The organism is Gleimia coleocanis DSM 15436, from assembly GCF_000159015.1.
Lineage (GTDB): Bacteria > Actinomycetota > Actinomycetes > Actinomycetales > Actinomycetaceae > Gleimia > Gleimia coleocanis.
Genome location: NZ_DS999545.1, coordinates 383,461 through 403,214 on the forward strand (window position 1 = coordinate 383,461; position 19,754 = coordinate 403,214).

17 protein-coding genes are annotated in these 19,754 nt (G+C 51.0%); 16 read left to right on the forward strand and 1 reads right to left on the reverse strand.

All coding sequences use genetic code 11. The features are described from left to right. Positions 1 to 105: 105 nt before the first annotated feature. The 16 genes from HMPREF0044_RS06605 to HMPREF0044_RS06680 are packed head-to-tail and all read left to right on the forward strand — an operon-like array spanning position 106 to position 18,452. Positions 106 to 1,416: a geranylgeranyl reductase family protein gene (locus tag HMPREF0044_RS06605; protein WP_141553867.1), complete on the forward strand. Its 1,311-nt coding sequence runs from the start codon at positions 106 to 108 to the stop codon at positions 1,414 to 1,416. Positions 1,417 to 1,469: 53 nt separating this feature from the next. Further along, positions 1,470 to 1,832 (forward strand): NADH-quinone oxidoreductase subunit A, encoded by a 363-nt coding sequence (locus tag HMPREF0044_RS06610; protein WP_006547354.1) that lies wholly within the window; start codon positions 1,470 to 1,472, stop codon positions 1,830 to 1,832. 15 nt (positions 1,833 to 1,847) lie between these two features. Beyond that, positions 1,848 to 2,402, forward strand: a complete 555-nt coding sequence (locus HMPREF0044_RS06615) for an NADH-quinone oxidoreductase subunit B (RefSeq protein WP_006547355.1) — start codon at positions 1,848 to 1,850, stop codon at positions 2,400 to 2,402. Positions 2,403 to 2,428: 26 nt separating this feature from the next. Beyond that, positions 2,429 to 3,127 (forward strand): NADH-quinone oxidoreductase subunit C, encoded by a 699-nt coding sequence (locus HMPREF0044_RS06620; RefSeq protein WP_245528827.1) that lies wholly within the window; start codon positions 2,429 to 2,431, stop codon positions 3,125 to 3,127. After that, positions 3,127 to 4,476 (forward strand): NADH-quinone oxidoreductase subunit D, encoded by a 1,350-nt coding sequence (locus HMPREF0044_RS06625; RefSeq protein WP_006547357.1) that lies wholly within the window; start codon positions 3,127 to 3,129, stop codon positions 4,474 to 4,476. Before HMPREF0044_RS06620 ends, HMPREF0044_RS06625 begins: the two co-directional genes overlap by 1 nt. After that, a complete protein-coding gene (nuoE, locus tag HMPREF0044_RS06630; RefSeq protein ID WP_006547358.1) occupies positions 4,476 to 5,150 on the forward strand; it encodes an NADH-quinone oxidoreductase subunit NuoE in 675 nt (224 codons plus the stop codon). The genes HMPREF0044_RS06625 and nuoE overlap by 1 nt, the downstream gene beginning before the upstream one ends. Then, positions 5,150 to 6,484: an NADH-quinone oxidoreductase subunit NuoF gene (nuoF, locus tag HMPREF0044_RS06635; protein ID WP_006547359.1), complete on the forward strand. Its 1,335-nt coding sequence runs from the start codon at positions 5,150 to 5,152 to the stop codon at positions 6,482 to 6,484. The genes nuoE and nuoF overlap by 1 nt, the downstream gene beginning before the upstream one ends. Beyond that, on the forward strand, positions 6,481 to 9,063 hold the full coding sequence (locus HMPREF0044_RS06640) for an NADH-quinone oxidoreductase subunit G (RefSeq protein WP_006547360.1): 2,583 nt from the start codon (positions 6,481 to 6,483) through the stop codon (positions 9,061 to 9,063). The genes nuoF and HMPREF0044_RS06640 overlap by 4 nt, the downstream gene beginning before the upstream one ends. Then, the gene (gene nuoH, locus HMPREF0044_RS06645) at positions 9,060 to 10,418 is read left to right on the forward strand and encodes an NADH-quinone oxidoreductase subunit NuoH (protein ID WP_006547361.1); all 1,359 of its coding nucleotides are present in this window, start codon (positions 9,060 to 9,062) and stop codon (positions 10,416 to 10,418) included. Before HMPREF0044_RS06640 ends, nuoH begins: the two co-directional genes overlap by 4 nt. After that, complete coding sequence (gene nuoI, locus HMPREF0044_RS06650) at positions 10,411 to 11,079, forward strand: NADH-quinone oxidoreductase subunit NuoI (protein WP_006547362.1); 669 nt, start codon at positions 10,411 to 10,413, stop codon at positions 11,077 to 11,079. The genes nuoH and nuoI overlap by 8 nt, the downstream gene beginning before the upstream one ends. Next, positions 11,076 to 12,041 carry an NADH-quinone oxidoreductase subunit J gene (locus tag HMPREF0044_RS06655; RefSeq protein ID WP_006547363.1) on the forward strand — a complete coding sequence of 322 codons (966 nt, stop codon included), beginning with the start codon at positions 11,076 to 11,078 and terminating at the stop codon, positions 12,039 to 12,041. The genes nuoI and HMPREF0044_RS06655 overlap by 4 nt, the downstream gene beginning before the upstream one ends. Further along, positions 12,038 to 12,337, forward strand: a complete 300-nt coding sequence (gene nuoK / locus HMPREF0044_RS06660) for an NADH-quinone oxidoreductase subunit NuoK (protein ID WP_006547364.1) — start codon at positions 12,038 to 12,040, stop codon at positions 12,335 to 12,337. The genes HMPREF0044_RS06655 and nuoK overlap by 4 nt, the downstream gene beginning before the upstream one ends. Before the next feature lie 10 nt (positions 12,338 to 12,347). Then, positions 12,348 to 14,318: an NADH-quinone oxidoreductase subunit L gene (gene nuoL / locus HMPREF0044_RS06665; protein WP_006547365.1), complete on the forward strand. Its 1,971-nt coding sequence runs from the start codon at positions 12,348 to 12,350 to the stop codon at positions 14,316 to 14,318. Between the two features lie 18 nt (positions 14,319 to 14,336). Continuing rightward, complete coding sequence (locus HMPREF0044_RS06670) at positions 14,337 to 15,881, forward strand: NADH-quinone oxidoreductase subunit M (protein WP_006547366.1); 1,545 nt, start codon at positions 14,337 to 14,339, stop codon at positions 15,879 to 15,881. Next, positions 15,878 to 17,446 carry an NADH-quinone oxidoreductase subunit NuoN gene (gene nuoN / locus HMPREF0044_RS06675; RefSeq protein ID WP_006547367.1) on the forward strand — a complete coding sequence of 523 codons (1,569 nt, stop codon included), beginning with the start codon at positions 15,878 to 15,880 and terminating at the stop codon, positions 17,444 to 17,446. The genes HMPREF0044_RS06670 and nuoN overlap by 4 nt, the downstream gene beginning before the upstream one ends. Before the next feature lie 7 nt (positions 17,447 to 17,453). Continuing rightward, on the forward strand, positions 17,454 to 18,452 hold the full coding sequence (locus HMPREF0044_RS06680; RefSeq protein WP_006547368.1) for a polyprenyl synthetase family protein: 999 nt from the start codon (positions 17,454 to 17,456) through the stop codon (positions 18,450 to 18,452). A 255-nt stretch (positions 18,453 to 18,707) separates the two neighbouring features. On the opposite strand, the gene HMPREF0044_RS06685 is transcribed toward HMPREF0044_RS06680, so the two are convergent. Beyond that, on the reverse strand, positions 18,708 to 19,736 hold the full coding sequence (locus tag HMPREF0044_RS06685) for an LPXTG cell wall anchor domain-containing protein (protein ID WP_006547369.1): 1,029 nt from the start codon (positions 19,734 to 19,736) through the stop codon (positions 18,708 to 18,710). Positions 19,737 to 19,754: the final 18 nt, after the last annotated feature.

The following is a 19,754-nucleotide window of genomic DNA, read 5'->3' on the forward strand; positions in this document are numbered from 1 at the left end:
AGTGTAACCTGAGAAATCTGTAGTGTAGATATGTATGACTTGGGTGCACTATGCGCAAAATCAGCTAGCGTGCATTGGAATGCAACCCAGAAGCGAGAGGGAAAAATGAACGACGAAACGCTCGAAAGCCAGGCGGTCGCAGAACAGCAGGAAACTGACCTGTACGCTGACGTCGTAGTCGTAGGTGCCGGACCAGCAGGGTCTTCAACCGCCTACTACTTGGCGCGCGCTGGCGTAGACGTAGCACTCCTCGAAAAATCAGAATTCCCACGCGATAAAATCTGTGGTGACGGTCTAACCCCAGCTGCCGTAGCTGAAATCCACCTCATGGGTGTTGATACCACCGGTTGGGCTCGTAACAAGGGGCTAAATGTAATTGGTGGCGGACACTCCATCTATCTGCCTTGGCCAGAACAGAAATCCACCCCCGACTACGGTATGTGTCGCGCCCGCATGGATCTGGATGAATCCCTGGCACGACGTGCCCAATCGGCTGGCGTGCGACTCTACGAAGGTTACAACGTCACCGGAGCGTTACACAGTGCAAGTGGTCGCGTAAACGGGGTAGTTGTCAAAATTGGTAAAGGCAAAGAAACCCGCGAAATTAAAGTACACGCCAAGGTAGTGGTTGAAGCTGGCGGTGTTGCAGCTCGACTGGCGACCTCTGAAGGTGTTGAAAAACATCCGAAGCGCCCACTGGGTGTGGCCGCACGCGCCTACTTCAAATCCCCTCGTGGTAACGACGAGTGGATGGACTCCCACTTGGAACTCTGGAGTGGAAAACCGGGCGAATCTGACCTGCTACCAGGTTACGGTTGGGTATTCCCCCTAGGAGACGGCATTGTAAACGTCGGTCTGGGCTCTGTATCCTCAACAGCGAAAGCCACTACCCTGCCATACAAGGATATTTTTAAAACCTGGATTGCTAACCTCCCTGAAGAATGGGAAATGACTGAAGAAACCATGCTTGGTCCGTTGCGTTCTGCAGCTCTGCCAATGTCATTCAACCGCAAACCGCACTATGCAAACGGCTTAGTAATAGTTGGTGACGCTGGCGGTATGGTATCCCCATTTGACGGAGAAGGTATTGCACCAGCAATGCGGGCAGGGCGTTACGCTGCAGAAGCAATGGTTTCAGCGCTGGCACGTCAAAGTGATGCAGGATTCGACCTGGCAATGCAACGCTACACTGAAGCGCTGCAAGCTGACTGGGGTGGCTACTACCAGTTGGGACGTGTATTCGTGCGATTGATTGAAAATCCTAAAATCATGCAGATCTGTACTAAGTATGGTCTGCCTCGACCACGCTTAATGAAACTGGTCCACAAGCTTTTGTCTGATTCCTTTGAACGGAAGGGAGGCGACATCGATGATTACCTTATCAACACGCTCTCCCGCATGGTTCCAAAGGTATAAGGCACTATCTGCGTAAGTAGATAAAACTAAAGTAAAGAAAAAGGCGGAAACACATGAATAACCCATATTTCCCGCTGCTGATTATGGCAGGAACGGCGCTTTTAGTAGCGTTGGGCGGTCTGGCAGCATCGGCAATTCTTGGTCCAACCAAGAAGAATACCGTTAAGTACAGCAACTACGAATGTGGTGTTGACCCAATCCACGCAGACGCAGAAATGGGCCGATTCCCAGTTAAGTACTATCTGGTTGCTATGGCATTCATTGTGTTCGATATTGAGGTTGTTTTCCTCTACCCATGGGCAGTCGCATTCGACCAGCTCGGGTTATTTGGGCTAACCGCAATGCTCACGTTCATCACCCTGGTCACCGTCCCATTCATTTACGAATGGCGTCGGGGCGGCCTGGAATGGGACTGATAGGAGAAGAAACAAATGGGTATTGAAGAAAGCTTGCCATCAGGCGTTGCACTGACCTCAATTGAGGCAGTTCTGGACCTGGCACGCAAGCACTCTCAGTGGCCAGTGACCATGGGTTTGGCATGCTGCTCCATCGAAATGATGTCAGCAGGTACGCCACGTTTCGACATGGCACGTTTTGGTCTGGAAGTGTTCCGCGCATCGCCACGTCACGCTGACCTGATGATTATTGCTGGGCGCATGTCACATAAAATGGCGCCGATTGTACGTCGTGTCTACGACTCCATGCCAGAACCCAAGTGGGTAATCGCTATGGGCGCTTGCGCATCCAGTGGTGGCATGTTCAATAACTACGCTTTGGTTCAGGGAGCAGACCACATTGTACCAGTTGATGTTTACCTTCCAGGCTGTCCGCCACGCCCAGAAGCACTCATCAACTCCATCCTGGTTCTGCGTGAACAAATCAGTAAAGAACCGATTGGCGCACACCGTGCAGAAATTGCCCGTCGTGCAGAAGAAGCAGCTTTGGCTGCTACTCCGACCGCAGCAATGAAGGGACTCCTAGCATGAGTGAAATCGTCCCCTCTGAAGAAGTAATGGGACTCAACCAGCAGGTTGAACGTAGCGCTCCACAAGGCGAAACTATCGGCGTCCGCCACGGTATGTGGGGAGTTCATGGCTCTGGTGACACCACCGGTTTCGGCGGTCTTATCCGCGAGATTACGCTACCTTCCGAATCTGCCCGTCCATACGGCGGGTGGTTCGATTCGGTAGTAGATATTCTCGAAGAGCTTATCGAAGCAGAAGGCCTGGCAGTAAAAGACGTGATTGAACGCGTTGTAGTTGACCGTGACGAACTCACCATTTTCATCAGCCGTCAACACCTTCTACAGGTATGTCAATGGCTGCGTGATGACCAGGACTTGCGTTTTGAACTTTGCCTGGGCGTTTCGGGTGTTCACTATCCAGGCGATAAAGGACGTGAATTCCACGCAGTTTATGCACTCATGTCCGTAACCCACAACCGCAACTTGCGTTTGGAAGTAACCTGCCCCGATATGGATTGCCGGATTCCTTCCGTTGTTTCCATTTACCCAGGCAATGACTGGCACGAACGTGAAACCTGGGATTTGATGGGGATTATCTTCACCGGCCACCCAGGGCTAACCCGAACCGCAATGCCAGATGACTGGGTAGGACACCCGCAGCGTAAAGACTACCCACTGGGCGGCGTTCCAGTTGAATACAAGGGCGCTACCGTTCCACCACCAGACACCCGGAGGTCGTACAACTAATGATTAACGAAACTCCAGCATTCCGTGCCACCGCAGCGGCACTGGACGTAGAGGAACTTCCAGAAGTACTCGCCATGGGTGGTGACTGGGAAGACGTCCTCTCAGAAATCGAAAAGATCTCAAACGAACGCATTGTGCTTAACTTGGGGCCAGTACACCCATCAACTCACGGGGTTCTACGTGTAATCCTCGAAATTGACGGTGAAACCGTTCGTGAGTCTCGGCTGAACACCGGCTACCTCCACACCGGTATTGAAAAGAATATGGAATACCGCACCTGGACACAGGGCGTAACCTTCTGTACTCGTATGGACTATGTAGCCCCACTGTTCAACGAAGCCGTCTATGTGAAAGCAGTTGAAAAACTCCTGAATATTACTGACCAGGTGCCACAGCGGGCAAACTGGATCCGTATTCTGCTGATGGAACTCAACCGCATTGCCTCTCATCTAGTTGCAATCGGTTCCGGCGGTAACGAACTTGGCGCTACCACCATGATGACCATCGCTTTCCGTGAACGTGAAGAAATCCTGCGAATCCTCGAACGCATCACTGGTTTGCGTATGAACCACGCGTATATGCGTCCAGGGGGTGTGGCACAGGACATTCCAGAAGGAACTACCGCCTACATCCGAGAACTACTCCCAAAGATCCGTAAGGGGATTGGCGAACTACAGGACCTCACTCAGGAAAACCCAATCTTTAAGCTACGCCACGTAAACGTCGGTTACATGTCGTTGCCAGCAATGATGGCGCTAGGTATGACCGGGCCATGTCTGCGCGCTGCCGGCCTGCCACTGGATTTACGCAAAACCCAGCCATACTGGGGCTACGACCAGCTGGAATTTGACGTGCCAGTACGTGACCAGTCGGATGCCTACAACCGTGTCCAGGTACGTTTTGACGAATGCTACCAGTCACTTCGCATCATCAACCAGTGTCTGGCACACCTGGATGAAACCGAAGGTGAACCAGTGATGGTGCAAGACCCAGCAATCAAGTGGCCAGCCCAACTGTCCGTCTCCACCGACGGGCAAGGCAACTCCTTGGAACACATTCGTGAAATCATGGGACACTCCATGGAATCGTTGATTCACCACTTTAAGCTGGTAACTGAAGGTTTCAAGGTACCTGCTGGGCAGGTATATGAAACCGTCGAACACGCAAAGGGCATCATCGGCTGTCATGCAGTATCTGAGGGCGGCACCCGTCCTTACCGCGTACACTTCCGTGACCCATCCTTCTCTAACCTACAGTCTTTCGCAATGATGACTGAAGGTGGCCAGCTAGCGGATGTGGTTGTATCCCTCGCTTCAATCGACCCAGTACTGGGAGGTGTAGACCGCTAATGTACAATGCAGAAACCGAAAACCGCTTACGCGCCGAAGCCGCGCAGATTGTGGCACGTTATCCACAGGGACATGAACGTTCCGCCCTATTGCCAATGCTGCACCTAGTACAGTCTGAAGACGGCTACGTCTCTGCAGACGGCATCGCCCTCTGCGCAGATGTTCTGGGCCTTACCCGCCCAGAAGTCTCTGCAGTAGCTACCTTCTATTCACAGTACAAACGTCACCCTAACGGAGACTACAACGTAGGGGTGTGCACCAACTCCCTCTGCGCTGTCATGGGTGGCGACCAAATTTGGGAAACTGTTGAAGGCCACCTGGGAATCGGACATGACGAAACCACAGCAGATGGAAAAATTACCCTAGAACGCCTGGAATGTAATGCAGCTTGCGACTACGCGCCAGTCGTAATGGTGAACTGGGAATTCTTTGATAACCAGACCCCAGAATCTACCATCGCTTTGGTTGATGACCTAGTAGCAGGTCGCCCAGTAGCACCAACGCGAGGCCCAAACCAGATTCGCACCTTCAAAGAAATCTCACACCTACTAGCAGGATTCGAAGATGGACTGGTAGACGAAGGCCCAGGTGCCGGTGAAGCCTCCCTCCGCGGTCTAAAAATTGCACAGGAAAAGGGCTGGACTGCTCCACAGGTACAGGAAGGGCAGAACTGATGAGTGAAGTAACTTTTACTAAGCCAGGCACCCTGACCCCAATCCTCTCACACGGTTGGGACCACGACCGTTCTTGGACATTAGATTCCTACCGCGCTCGCGGTGGCTACCGAGGGCTGGAAAAAGCACTCACCCTGGAACCAACGCAAATTACCGACATGGTAAAAGCATCCGGCCTCCGCGGTCGTGGTGGCGCGGGCTTCCCAACCGGTCTAAAGTGGTCATTCCTACCACCAGATGACGGAAAGCCCCGTTACTTGGTAGTAAACGCAGATGAATCTGAACCAGGTACGTGTAAAGATATTCCACTGCTAATGGCAAACCCACATGCACTGATTGAAGGCATGGCGATTACTGCCCGCGCAATCCGCTGTGAACACGCTTTCATCTACCTGCGTGGCGAAGTAGCTCACGTTTACCGCCGTCTGCTGGCAGCAGTCCGTGAAGCTGAAGAAGCAGGTCTAATCGGTCAAGGACTGGGACCAAACGGTGACTTTAACCTGCGTATCACCGCCCACGCAGGTGCAGGTGCATACATCTGTGGTGAAGAAACCGCGCTGTTAGATTCCTTAGAAGGACGCCGTGGACACCCACGATTGAAGCCTCCATTCCCAGCGGTTGCGGGTCTTTACGCACGTCCTACCGTTGTGAACAACGTGGAATCCATCTCCCAGGTGCCAGGCATTTTCGCTAACCCTGAAGGCTGGTTTGCTGCTATGGGTACTGAAAAGTCCACCGGTCACGGTTTCTTCTCAGTGTCTGGACACGTAAATAACCCAGGTCAGTTCGAAGCACCCTTCGGTATCACTATGCGTGAACTCATTGAAATGGCGGGTGGTATTCGCGACGGACACCAGTTAAAGTTTTGGACTCCCGGTGGTTCCTCAACCCCAATCTTTACTGAAGCTGAACTGGACGTGCCGTTGGACTACGAATCAGTTGGAGCAGCTGGATCTATGCTGGCAACCCGTGCGCTACAGGTATTTGATGAAACTACTTCTGTAGTTCGTGTTATTACCCGTTGGACTGAGTTTTATCAGCATGAATCTTGCGGTAAGTGTACTCCATGTCGAGAAGGCACCTACTGGATGAAGCAAATTATGCTGCGCCTGGAAGCCGGGCGTGGTAAGCCAGGCGATATTGATCTGCTGGACGAAATTGCAGGCAACATTGCGGGCAAGTCCTTCTGCGCCCTAGGTGATGCAGCTGCAACGCCAGTTCGCAGTGGTATCGCTAAGTTCCGTGAAGAGTTCGAAGCTGGCCTTACGACCCCAGCTCGGGAACTATTCCCATATGAAGCATCCGCCGTATTCAACCAGGGAGGCACTCGATGAGCGCACCTAACATGGTTAATCTAACCATCGACGGCACCCCAGTCAGCGTCCCACAGGGAACTCTGATTATCCGTGCCGCCGAAAAGATCGGGATTCGTATTCCGCGCTTCTGTGACCATCCACTGTTGAAGCCAGCTGGAGCTTGCCGTCAGTGTTTGGTTGAAGTAGCAATGCCTGACCGCGAAGGCGTAGTTCGACCAATGCCTAAGCCGCAGACTTCCTGCACTATGACGGTAATGGAAGGAATGGAAGTTAAGACCCAGCGCACTTCTGAAGTAGCTGAAAAAGCACAGAAGGGCATCATGGAGTTTCTGCTTATTAACCACCCACTCGATTGTCCAATTTGTGACAAGGGTGGCGAATGTCCACTGCAGAATCAGGCTATGAGTGACGGTCGTGAAAAGAGCCGTTTCATTGATGCTAAGCGTTCTTTCGCAAAGCCAATCAAACTCTCTACACAGATTATGCTTGACCGGGAACGCTGCATTCTGTGTCAGCGTTGTGTCCGTTTCTCAAAGCAGATCGCAGGAGACGCGTTCATCGATCTGCAGGGACGTGGCGCAGGTACTGCACCAACTGATCATCACTACTTCATGGGTGAACAGATTGGTACCTTTGATACTCAGGTGCTGGGTTTCTACAACCCAGAATTGAACCCGACCGGGCATGATTTAACTCCAGCTGACGAATATGCTGGCCCATACGGAAAACCCGGTGTTGCTGGTAGCCTCACTGCTGGCCCAACCGGTGATGCTGAACTCGATGAAACTGGTCGTCCATTCGCTTCCTACTTCTCTGGCAATACCATCCAGATTTGTCCAGTAGGCGCACTGACGGCAGCATCTTACCGTTTCCGTGGTCGTCCATTCGACCTGGTATCCACTCCGTCAGTTTCCGAACATGATGCGTCTGGCTCCGCTATTCGCGTTGATATTCGGCGAGGTGAAGTGGTGCGTCGCCTAGCTGGTGAAGACGGACAGGTAAACGAAGAATGGATTACTGATAAGGATCGTTTTGCCTACCAGTGGTCAACCACTGAAAACCGTCTCAACAAGCCTCTGGTACGTAAAGACGGCGAATTGGTTGAAACCTCCTGGTCTGAAGCACTGCAGGTAGCAGCAGCAGGTCTACGCAAAGCGCAGGAAACTCGACGTTCTGTACTGTTGCCAGGTGGTCGTCTAACTGTTGAAGATGCTTACGCTTGGTCTAAGTTCGCTCGCGTAGCGTTGGGAACTAACCAGATTGACCAGCGTGTTCGCTACACTTCCGGTGAAGAATCTCAGTTCCTCGGTTGCTTCGTTGCTGGTAAAGGCTTGGACGTAACCTACAGTGACTTAGAAACTGCTGGTCGTGTACTAATGGTAGGTTTGGAAGCTGAAGACGAAATCGGTTCCGTATTTCTACGTCTCCGTAAGGGAGTTTTAGCTGGGGCAGTTAAAGTAACGGTGCTTGCACCATTTACTTCTAACTCCACTAAGAAGCTGTCCGCGCAGCTCTTGCAAGCCACCCCGGGTACTGAAGTTTCAGTACTAAACAACTTGGATTCCGCCCTCGTGGAAGAACTTGCCAACGGAATTATTCTGGTAGGTGAACGCGCTGGCGAAACCCCTGGACTCTACACTGCAGTGGCGAGCCTAGCGCAGCGTACCGGTGCTCGCCTGGCTTGGATTCCTCGTCGTGCAGGTGAACGAGGTGGTCTGGACGCAGGTCTTAACCCAGTCTTGCTGCCATTCGGACGACCAGTTGCCGATGCTGTTGCTCGTGCAGAAGTCGAAGCTATTTGGGGTGTGAAGGTGCCAGAAGCACACGCACACTGCACTCGAAACATCGTTGCTAAAGCGGCAACTGAATCTTACGATGCCATCATCACCGGTGGTATTGACACTCGCGACTTCCCATCCTCTGCAGAACTCACCGAAGCCCTGCATAAGGCTGAATTCGTTGTTGCTTTGGAGGTGAATCGTACTGCTGTTACCGAGCTTGCTGACGTAGTTTTGCCGGTTGCTCCGGTAGCTGAAAAGAACGGCACATTCATTAACTGGGAGGGTCGTCTGCGTCCATTCGGACAGGCACTGGCAAGTCGCGCGCTCACTGACCGCGACGTTTTGAACCGTTTAGCTTTGGAACTCGGCTACGAAATGGGGCTGGAAACTCTTAAGGCCACTCACGCTGAGATTAATCAGCTGATGGGCTACCGAGGAGCACGTTTACAACAGCCAGCAGTTGATGCAAGCACAGCTGTTGAAGTTGGTGCGGGGCAGGCAATTTTGGCTACCCACAAGCCAATGCTTGATGCGGGTCTACTACAGGCAGGTGCAACTGAGCTGGCAGGTACGGCTCGTAAGCCAGTTGCCCGCCTGAGTGCGGAAACCGCTGGGACTCTGGGAATTTCAGAGGGCGCTATACTGAATGTTTCCACCGACAAGGGCACTATCACGTTGCCACTGGTAATCGCAGACTTACCTGCGTCAGTAGTTTGGGTACCAGAATGTTCTACTGGATCCTTCGTACATGACACTCTTGGAGCTAAGAACGGCTCTGTAGTAACAATCGCAGCTAACGCGGAGGTGACTCGATGAGTTTAGAACTTCTGGCTGTACTGGCGTTCCCATTTGCGCCACCAACTACTACACCAGCAGATTTCTCTGAAGAAACCTGGTGGCTGACCTTAATCAAGGCACTTTTCATCGTAGTGTTCCTGATTGCATCCGTGATTATGGCACTGTGGGTGGAACGTCGTGGCTTGGCACGTATGCAGACTCGTCCAGGACCAAACGTGGCTGGGCCACTGGGGTTGTTCCAAGCCTTTGCTGACGCAATTAAACTGCTTTTCAAGGAAGACATCTGGACTGATAAAGCAGACAAGTTAATCTACTTTGCTGCGCCAGCAATCTCAGCGTTTTCTGCATTCATGGTGTTTGCGGTAATCCCATTCGGACCAAACGTAAACATCTTCGGTCACTCTACTCCACTGCAGCTCACCGATATGCCAGTAGCAATCCTCTACATTCTGGCGATTGCTTCTTTAGGGCTGTATGGCATTGTGCTGGGCGGTTGGTCTTCTCAGTCCACGCTACCGTTGCTGGGGTCCGTCCGTTCTGCGGCACAGGTAATTTCTTATGAACTAGCAATGTCCATGTCCCTGGTATCGGTGTTTATTGTGGCAGGGTCCATGTCCACCTCTCAGATCGTTGCCTCTCAGGACCGCGTTTGGTGGGCTTTTGCGTTGGCACCAGCCTTCATTATTTACATCATTTCTATGATTGGTGAAGTGAACCGACTGCCATTCGACCTTCCAGAAGCAGAAGGTGAAATCGTGGCAGGACACATGACCGAATACTCCTCCATGAAGTTCGCCTGGTATTTCTTGAGCGAATACATCAACATGTTTAACGTTTCCGCTGTTGCAACCACCGTATTCCTAGGTGGTTGGCACGCACCGTTCTTCCTGTCCTACATCCCATTCATTGACTTTAATGCGGGCTGGTGGGGCATGCTGTGGTTCACCGTGAAACTATGGGCAGTATTCTTCTTCATGGTTTGGACTCGTGGTACGTTGCTCCGTTTCCGATACGACCAGTTCATGGCATTGGGATGGAAGATTCTCATTCCAGTTTCCCTAGTGTGGTTGGTACTAGTAGCAATCATGCGTGCAATCAACAACTGGGCTCCAGAAGCAAACAACTACTTCTTTGGTAGCATTTTTGGTCTACTCACCGCAGTCCTCGTAGTTTCTTACCTGGTAGGGGATAAAGAAGAAACAAAGACGAAGCCTGCGACAGTTGAATTTGACGCATTTGCCGGTGGTTATCCAGTTCCGCCACTGCCAGGACAGGTACTACCTGCCTCTCCTCGCGCAGGTCGTGTAAAGACGTCCTCGGAAAAGAACGAAACTGCTTCCGTAACTGCTGTAAAGGAGGGTGAAGATGACTGAGCAGAAACCAGCAGACGAAATGCTTTATGAGCATGATCCGAAAGGATTCTTGGGAGAACTATTCGCACCGGTTGCTGGCTACGGGGTCACCATCACCTCATTTTTCCGCCCAACCGTTACAGAACAGTATCCTTTCGAGGGTCCGTATGTAATGCCACGCTTCCATGGGCGTCACCAGTTAAACCGTTACGCTGACGGTCTGGAAAAGTGTATCGGCTGTGAGCTCTGTGCTTGGGCTTGTCCAGCGGACGCTATCTTAGTTGAAGCAGCTAATAACACTCCTGAAGCACAGTACGCACCGGGCGAACGCTACGGTCGTGTCTACCAGGTGAACTACCTGCGTTGTATTTTCTGTGGTCTTTGCATGGAAGCATGCCCAACCCGTGCGCTCACTATGTCTACCGACTTCGAACTGGCAGACTACAAGCGTGCGGACCTTATCTTCGAAAAGCCACAAATTCTGGCTCCACTCGAAGAGGGAATGCTTGCTGCACCACACCCAATGGTTGAAGGTCTTACTGACGGTGACTACTACCGCGGTGAAGTAACTGGGCCAACGCAAGCACAGGTTGACTGGGTACGTGAACACCGTCCAGAAGATCCCACTCTGCAGGCAGCTGCCAAAGCAGTTGTAGATAAAACTCAGGAGGCGGCAAAATGATGCCAGCGTTCTTAGAAAATACCCCACAAATGGCTAGCTCCAGCGAAGCAGTACTATTCTTCTTCGTAGCTACCGCCATGATTGCTGGTGCACTGGGTGTGCTTTTCTTAAAGAAAGCGGCCTACGCAGCAATCTCTATGGTAGTAGTGATGGTTGGGCTGGCAGTTCTCTACCTGCTACACGGTGCCCCATTCATGGGCATCGTACAGATAGTGGTTTACACCGGCGCGATTATGATGCTGTTCCTGTTTGTCCTCATGATGATTGGTTTGAACGCATCTGACGAATACCAGTCGCAAAACCGCACTTACATCACCATGGCAGTAACTCTAGCGACCGTACTGCTTGCAGGTTTCGGTATTACAGTTGCCTACACTGCGATGGGTGAAACCCAAGAGTTCAAGGTAGATGCATTTTCTGACGCCCCCGTCGAAGAACTTGCAAAAACCCTGTTCGCAAACTACTGGTTTTCCATGGAACTTGCTGGCACCCTGCTGATTGTCGCAGTAATCGGAGCAGTCCTCCTCACAAACGGTGACCGTCTGACAAAGCGACACACACAGCGTTCAGTTGTGGAAGCAAAGATGGCAGCATACGCAGCGCGGGGCCGCCACGTTGGCCAGCACACTGCTCCAGGTGTTTACGCGCAGTCAACCTCCGTTGATGTGGGCGCGCTCTCTGGTGAAACCCAGACCGTAGTCACTGAATCTATTCCGCGTGTACTGCGAGTACGTGGGCTGGACCGCTCTATCGGCAACCTAGATCCACAACTGGCAACTCGTTTACGCGATGCTCAGCAAGGAGATAGCACCCATGCAATCCATGGGACTTACGCAGTTTCTCGAGTAGGCCAATCTGAAGCCTGGGGTATGAGTGGTAAGGAAGCACCAACTGGGTTGGTGCAGTACGAAGAAAACCCAGCAACTGTTGAAGTTACTGAAGGAGAGGAACAAAACCGATGAGCCTCTACTATTACCTATTCCTGGCACTCGCCCTTTTCGCGATTGGGGCTGCAACCGTGCTGGTACGTCGTTCTGCCATCATCTCTCTGATGGGTGTGGAACTCATGCTGAATGCCACTAACTTGGTATTCGTAACTTTTGCTCGTATCTTCGGTGACTTTAACGGACAGGTTATGGCATTCTTCGTAATGGTCGTTGCTGCCGCTGAAGTTGTAGTTGGTCTGGCAATCGTAGTGACTATTTTCCGATCCCGTCGAACCACTTCGGTTGACGAATCTAACCTACTGAAGAACTGAGGAAGGAAACATGACTCAACTAATGCATCTTCCTCTGCATGCTGAAGGAGCTGTAGAGACAATCGCAGCCACTGGAATCGCTTCCTACGCTTGGCTGATGATCGCAGTTCCACTAACAGTTTCCCTTTGCCTTTTAATCGCAGGGCGTTGCACTGACAAGTGGGGCCACTGGGTAGCAGTATTAGCGTCCTGGACCTCCTTCGGTATTGGACTAGCAATCCTGTTCCAGTTACTGGCATTAAACCCAGACCACCGCCGTTTGAGCTTGGATCTATTTAGTTGGATTCCAGCGGGAGACTTCAGCGTAAACTTTGGTTTGCTTCTGGACCCACTGTCATTGACTTTCGTGATGCTAGTAACCTTCGTGGGTTCTCTCATCCACGTTTACGCAGTAGCATACATGGAACACGACACTGACCGCCGTCGTTTCTTCGCCTACCTGAACCTCTTTATCGCAGCTATGCTGACGCTGGTTCTAGGAAACTCCTATGCCGTTCTCTTCGTCGGTTGGGAAGGTGTAGGTTTGGCATCCTACCTGCTGATTGGCTTCTGGAACTACGTTCCTGAATACGCAACTGCAGCTAAGAAAGCCTTCGTGATGAACCGTGTCGGTGACATGGGCCTGCTACTTGCCATGATGGCAATGTTCGCTTCCTACGGTTCCGTAGATTTCGAAGTAGTTGCGCACGAAGCTCCAGAAATGGGAGCGCAGGTAGCTACCGTAATCGGTATCTTCCTGTTGGTTGCAGCCTGTGGTAAGTCCGCGCAGTTCCCACTGCAAGCATGGCTTGGCGACGCAATGGCAGGTCCAACCCCAGTATCCGCACTGATTCACGCAGCAACTATGGTTACCGCTGGCGTGTATCTGGTAGTCCGCTCTGGCGCAATCTACTTGGAAGCTCCAATCGCTGCTACTGCAGTAGCTGTAATCGGTGCAATCACCCTGCTCTTCGGGGCAATCGTGGGTACCGCTAAGGACGATATGAAGAAGGTACTGGCAGCTTCCACCATGAGCCAGATTGGCTACATGATGCTGGGTGCTGGTCTGGGACCAATCGGCTGGGCATTCGCAATCTTCCATCTCTTCACCCACGGGTTCTTTAAAGCCCTCATGTTCCTCGGCGCTGGCTCAGTCATGCATGCGATGAACGACGAAGTAAATATGCGTAACTTCGGTGCTCTCAACAAAGTAATGAAGGTAACTTGGATTACTTTTGCCTTTGGTTGGCTCGCTATCCTAGGTGTTCCACCCTTCTCTGGCTTCTGGTCAAAGGATAAGCTCATTGAACACGCTTTCACTGCTAACCACTTCGGAAACCTCGACGCTGTCTGGGCTGGTTGGGTATTCGGCATGGTTGCGTTGGTAGGCGCTGGTATTACCGCGTTCTACATGTCCCGCCTGTTCTTCATGACTTTCCACGGTAAACAACGCTGGTCTGAATCCGAATACCATCCTCACGAAGGCTCCGCACTGATGACCGTCCCTATGATTATTCTGGCGGCCGGCGCAGCAGTCCTGGGTGGCATTCTCACCTGGAACAACCTTTTCGTAGACTGGTTGGCGCCAGTGCTGGGACACGGCGAACACCACGAACCAGTAATCCCAATCATCGCGATTCAGGTTCTCACCCTGGTGTCCGTAGTTGTAGGTGCCGGCCTGGCATACAAGATGTACCACGTAGCAGATGTGCCGGTGGCAGTACCTGCAGGTAACGCCCTCGTACACGCTGCTCGTAACGATCTCTTCCAGGACAGCCTGAACGAAAACCTGTTCATGCTCCCAGGTACCGCCCTTATGAATGGGGTGGTCGCAACCGACAAACACGTGGTCGACGGTAGCGTTCACGGCATTGCCAAGGCCTCTGCAAAACTCGGAAGTCTGGTAAGCCGCACGCAAACCGGTTACGTACGCGCCTACGCCGGGTATATTCTGGCAGGCGTAGCTCTGGCCCTGATTACAGTTCTGGCACTTCAGTACTAAGGACCAAGGAGAAAAGATATGTTTGAAATTCTAAACGGCACGTTCCCAGTGCTTTCACTCTTAATCGCCTTGCCAGCCCTGGCAGGTGTCCTGGTACTAGCTGTAAAGCCATTACGTATAGCCGGTCGTTGGATCGCCCTTTCCGTATCCACCTTGGAAATTGTTTTGGCGCTTTCTGCAGCTTTCATGATTGATTGGTCCGCCAAAGCAACTTACCAGCTAGCAGAAACCTACACTTGGATTCCACAGCTTGGTATTAGCTGGGCGCTAGGCGTAACTCAACTTTCCCTGGCAATGATTCTGCTGGCAGTCGCCCTAGTGCCAATCGTCCTCCTGGCAGCTTGGAATGAAGACGCTGAAAATGCACGCGAAGGAAAAGCTGGTAAGTACGCTGCACTAATCCTCATTCTGGAAGCATTCATGGTGCTGATTTTCTCAGCCCGTGACGTAGCAGTTTTCTATTTTGCTTTTGAAGCCATGCTAATTCCGCTGTACTTCATGATCGGCAACTTCGGGCGTAACAACGCCAAGGCAGCTGCAGTTAAGTTTTTGCTCTACTCCTTGGCAGGTGGTTTGGTGATGCTGGTGGGTGTAATCACCCTCTACGTTTACGCTGACCGTCAAGCAGGAACTTTCCTCATCGAAAACCTAGCACAACTCCAGCTCCCCGCTGCAGTTGAAATGGGAGTATTCGTAACCTTCTTCATTGCATTCGCAATCAAAGCTCCCATGGTTCCAGTGCACACTTGGTTACCAGATACCGCGGCCGCAGCGCGACCAGGAACATCCGTTCTGCTGGTTGGTGTACTGGATAAAATCGGTACCTACGGGATGATTGCTCTATGTTTGCCACTGTTCCCTCACGCTTCAGTTGAAGCAGCTACGGTAATCATTATTTTTGCATTGATTTCCGTTATCTACGGTGCTCTGGCAGCTATCGGTCAAAAGGACATAATGCGACTGGTATCCTTCACCTCCGTATCCCACTTTGGTTTCATGGTACTGGGTATCTACATCGGTTCTACAGTGGCTTTAACTGGCGCTATGTTCTATATGGTTGCGCACGGTGTTTCCATTGCCGCTATGTTCCTCATCTCTGGTTTCCTCTCTGACCGCGGTCACACTCAGGAAATCTCAGCTTACCGCGGTATGCAACGCGTAACCCCAGTGCTGGCAGGTACCTGGCTGGTTTCTGGCTTGGCTTCTGTAGCTCTGCCAGGTTTGTCCGGTTTCGTCCCTGAATACCTAGTGTTGATCGGCACCTATAAGGTATCTCCAGCTGCAGCTGCAGTAGCGGTTTTCGGTGTGGTGTTAGCGGCTCTCTACCTGCTTATGCCATACCAGCGTATGTTCACTGGTCCTGTACCTGCCGATAAGGATAAGTACACTGACTTGAACTTGCGAGAAAAGGTTGTTGTTGCTCCGCTTCTAGTGGCAATGGCAGTCCTGGGTATCTGGGCTGCACCTCTTGTAAATGCTCTGAACCCAGTTTCCGATGATTCAGTAGAATTCTTTAAGTCCGGGATGATTACGGTTACTGAAACCGAAAGGAACGCAAAGTGAACGTTCTGGAAAATACTCACATTCTGCAGGCACCTGAAGTTCCTTGGCTGTCACTGCTACCAATCCTGGTAGTGTTCGGTGGTGCAGTAGTCTCAGTATTGGTTGAAGCCTTCGTACCTGCTAAGGGACGTCGCCCAGTACAGTTGATTCTGTCACTGATAACTATTGTGGCAGCTATTGTGATGGTCACATTCCGCCTCACTGAGGTTTTGGAATATCCAATGTCCCTTCCTGAATACATTGAGGATCCTTTGACTGTTACTACACAGGGGATTTTGTTGATTATCGGCCTGCTTGCTGTACTGGTTGTTGCTGATCGTTCTGAACTGGGTGATGGTGCTTTCGCTGCTCAGCCAGCTGATCGTCCAGGTTCTGTCGATGAGGACCTTTCTAATGAGAAGGGTTACCAGCGTACGGAAATTTTCACGCTGATTCTTTTCAGTTTGGGTGGCATGATGGTATTTCCAGCAGCTAACTCTCTGGTAGCTTTATTCATTGCTTTGGAAGTAATGTCATTGCCTTTGTACGTAATGGTTGCGACTGCTCGTCGTCGCCGTCAGCTGTCTCAGGAAGGCGCATTAAAGTACTTTATTTTGGGTGCTTTTGCTTCAGCATTCCTGCTGATGGGTGGCGCTTTGCTATATGGTGCTACGGGTACTTTATCTTTGTCTATGATGGCTCGGGTACTGCCACAGTCGCCAGCTTTGCTGTTTGGCCTGGTAGGGTGCTTGCTGGTGCTGGTTGGCTTGCTGTTTAAGGTTGGTGCAGCTCCATTCCATGCTTGGACTCCTGATGTTTATCAGGGTGCTCCAACCCCTATCACTGGTTTCATGGCAGCCGCTGTTAAGGTAGCTGCTTTTGCTGCGATGGTTCGTCTGTACTTGACTTTGATTGCTCCACTTGAATGGGATTTGTCTCCTGTTTTGGTGGCGGTTGTTGTGCTGACTTTATTGGTGGGTACTTTTGTTGGTCTGGTTCAGTCTGATATTAAGCGTCTTTTCGCTTATTCTTCGATCGCGCACGCTGGGTTCGTGTTGATTGGTTTGTTTGCGGTGACTGCGACTTCTTCCGCGTCAGTATTGTTCTACCTGTTGGTTTACGGTGTTTCTACTATTGGTGCTTTTGGTGCTATTGCTTTGGTGCGCCAGGTGGATACGGCTGGAAACGTTTATGGTGAAGCAACTGCTTTGGCTAACTGGGCGGGCTTGGGTCGTAAGGCTCCGGGGCTGGCTGTTGCGATGCTGATTTTCTTGCTTTCGTTTGCTGGTATTCCTTTGACCGGTGGATTCGTTGGTAAGTTCTTAGTCTTTGCAGATGGTATCGAGGGCGGTTTGCTTTGGCTCGTTGTTTTGGGTCTAGCTTGCTCTGCTGTGACTGCTTTCTACTACTTCCGTCTGGTTGTGCTCATGTTCTTTACTGAACCTTGTGAGAATACTGCGGTTGTTCGTTCTGAAGGTTACAGTTACGTGGCGGTAGTTTTAGCTGCTGCAGTGACGGTACTGTTGGGCGTATTCCCTGGCCCGGTGTTAGAGTTACTGTCAAACGTTGTTGTTTTACTCCCGTAAGCGCGGTATGAAAATGACTCAGGAACAGTTGGAAGCCCTTTTAGGTGCTGACATGGAGCGGGTTGAAGACCTGCTGTATAAGTCAGTGACTGGCTCTGGTGCACTGGTTGATGAATTGACTTCCCACTTGTCTAATGCGGGTGGTAAGCGGATGCGTCCGCTTTTGGTTTTGATTTGTGCACAGTTAGGTTCACCTTCTCAGGTTGCTTCGCAGGATGTTATTGATGCTGCTACTGCAGTTGAGCTAACTCACTTGGCTACTTTGTACCATGATGATGTGATGGATTCTGCTCCGCAGCGTCGAGGTGTTCCCGCAGCACAACATCAGTGGGGTAACAATCGCGCAATTTTGGCTGGTGACGTGTTGTTTGCACGTGCTTCTCGCTTGGTTGCGCGCTTGGGGCAGCGTACGATTGATTACCATGCGCAGACTTTCGAGCGTCTCTGTATCGGTCAGTTGAATGAGACATTTGGTCCTGAGACTGATTTTGATCCAGTTGAGTTTTATATCAAGGTGCTTTCTGATAAGACTGGTTCTTTGATTAATACGGCAGCTGTTTTTGGAGCTTGGCATGGTGGTGCTACGGATGAAGTTGCAGAGGCTGTTGGCGTGTACGGCGAACGTATTGGCGTGGCTTTCCAATTGGCGGATGATGTTATCGATTTAACTTCGGATGGTTCGGTTTCTGGTAAGACTCCGGGTACTGATTTGGTTGAGGGGGTAACTACTTTGCCTATTTTGTTGCTGCGTGAGCGTTTGAGTGCAGGCACTTTGGACGCGGAGGGACAGCGTTTGCTTGCTGATATTGATTCAGATTTGAGTGATTCTGCGAAGCTAGCTTCAGTTGTTGCGCGTTTGCGTGATTCTGAAGTTGTCGCTGAAACCCGTCAGATTGCTCAGGATTGGGCGGGTGCTGCAGTTGATGCTTTGGCTCCGTTAGAGGATTCTGTTGCTAAGCAGGCTTTGGTTGATTTAGCGCAAATGATGGTTGATCGTATGAATTAATTTTCACTTTTGAGTTGAGCGCCTTCGGATTTTCCGAAGGCGCTCATTTTTTGTTTTAGCAGGGCGTTTAATGTGTGCTTGGGGCGCGGGGAGAGTGCCGCGTGGTATTGGCGCGCTGGAGATGCGTTCAGGATAGTAGAAATATGGTGTTGTTTGGGTTTTGGTTTGTTTGCGGTATTGTTGGAGCTTTGTTGGTGTTATAAATCTTGTGGGGGATTGGCACTAGCCAATCCCCCACAAGATTTATTAACTTATTCAGTTAGTTTGTTTGTTTTTACGTCGGTAGGTGGTCATTGCGATACCTGCGACGAGTAGTGCCGCGGTTGTACCTAAGAGTGAGTTACCAGTGAAACCAGTGTTAGCTAGTTTCGGTGTTGGTTGCTTCACGGTAGGTGGAACTGACGGAGTCTTTACTGGTGGCTTAGTGTCTCCACCTGGTGGGGTAGTGTTACCATCTGGTGGATTTACTACACAGGCTTCGGTGTTAGTTTCTTCTGCCACACCGAAGTCGTAGCTGCGAATTAAGTCGGAGGTCTTAGGATCTTGGAAAGCGTGAGCTAGGGTAGTGTGAGCCACCAGGTGCACAGCATCAGTTAACTCCCAAACAACCTGATCAGTATCAGCAGGCTTAACCCACGCAGCATTACCAACACCACAAGAATCATTAACCCCAGGCTTCACAGGTAACGGAATAACCTTCGGATTATAACCAAACGTAAAACTAGACGGATTCGAAGTACTAGGCTCAGGCAAAATATCACCCTCAGTCGGAGCAGTAACACTCACCTTATCCGACTTAAAAGCACCTTCACTCAACACAACACTAGTATCGAAAGAAACCTCAACAAACCCGCTCTCAGGAAGACGCGCAACCGTACCAGTCACCGTATGAGAATCAGCGTTATAACGCAAATCAACAGGACAACCAACACCCGAAGGCGAAGAACAACGAAGACCCGAAGCATCAACCATACTCAAAGTACTAGGAAGATTAATAGTCCAAGGAACATTCGTAGCCTCACCAATAGAATTCTCCAAACGAGAAGTCAAAACAACCCGATCACCATTAACAACCGCAATAACCTCACTACTATCAGCAGCAAAACCATTCACCAACGCATTAACAGAAGACGAAACATCAACACACTTAATCCGACCGTAGACTTGCTTTCTAACACTATGCTTAGTCTGTTTATAGTCGATTGCAGCGGTATTATTTACCTCATAGTATCCGACCGGAGTACATGAAGGGTATTCAGTAACCGGAATCTTTAACTCCAACACCGAATTAGCCGGCAAAAC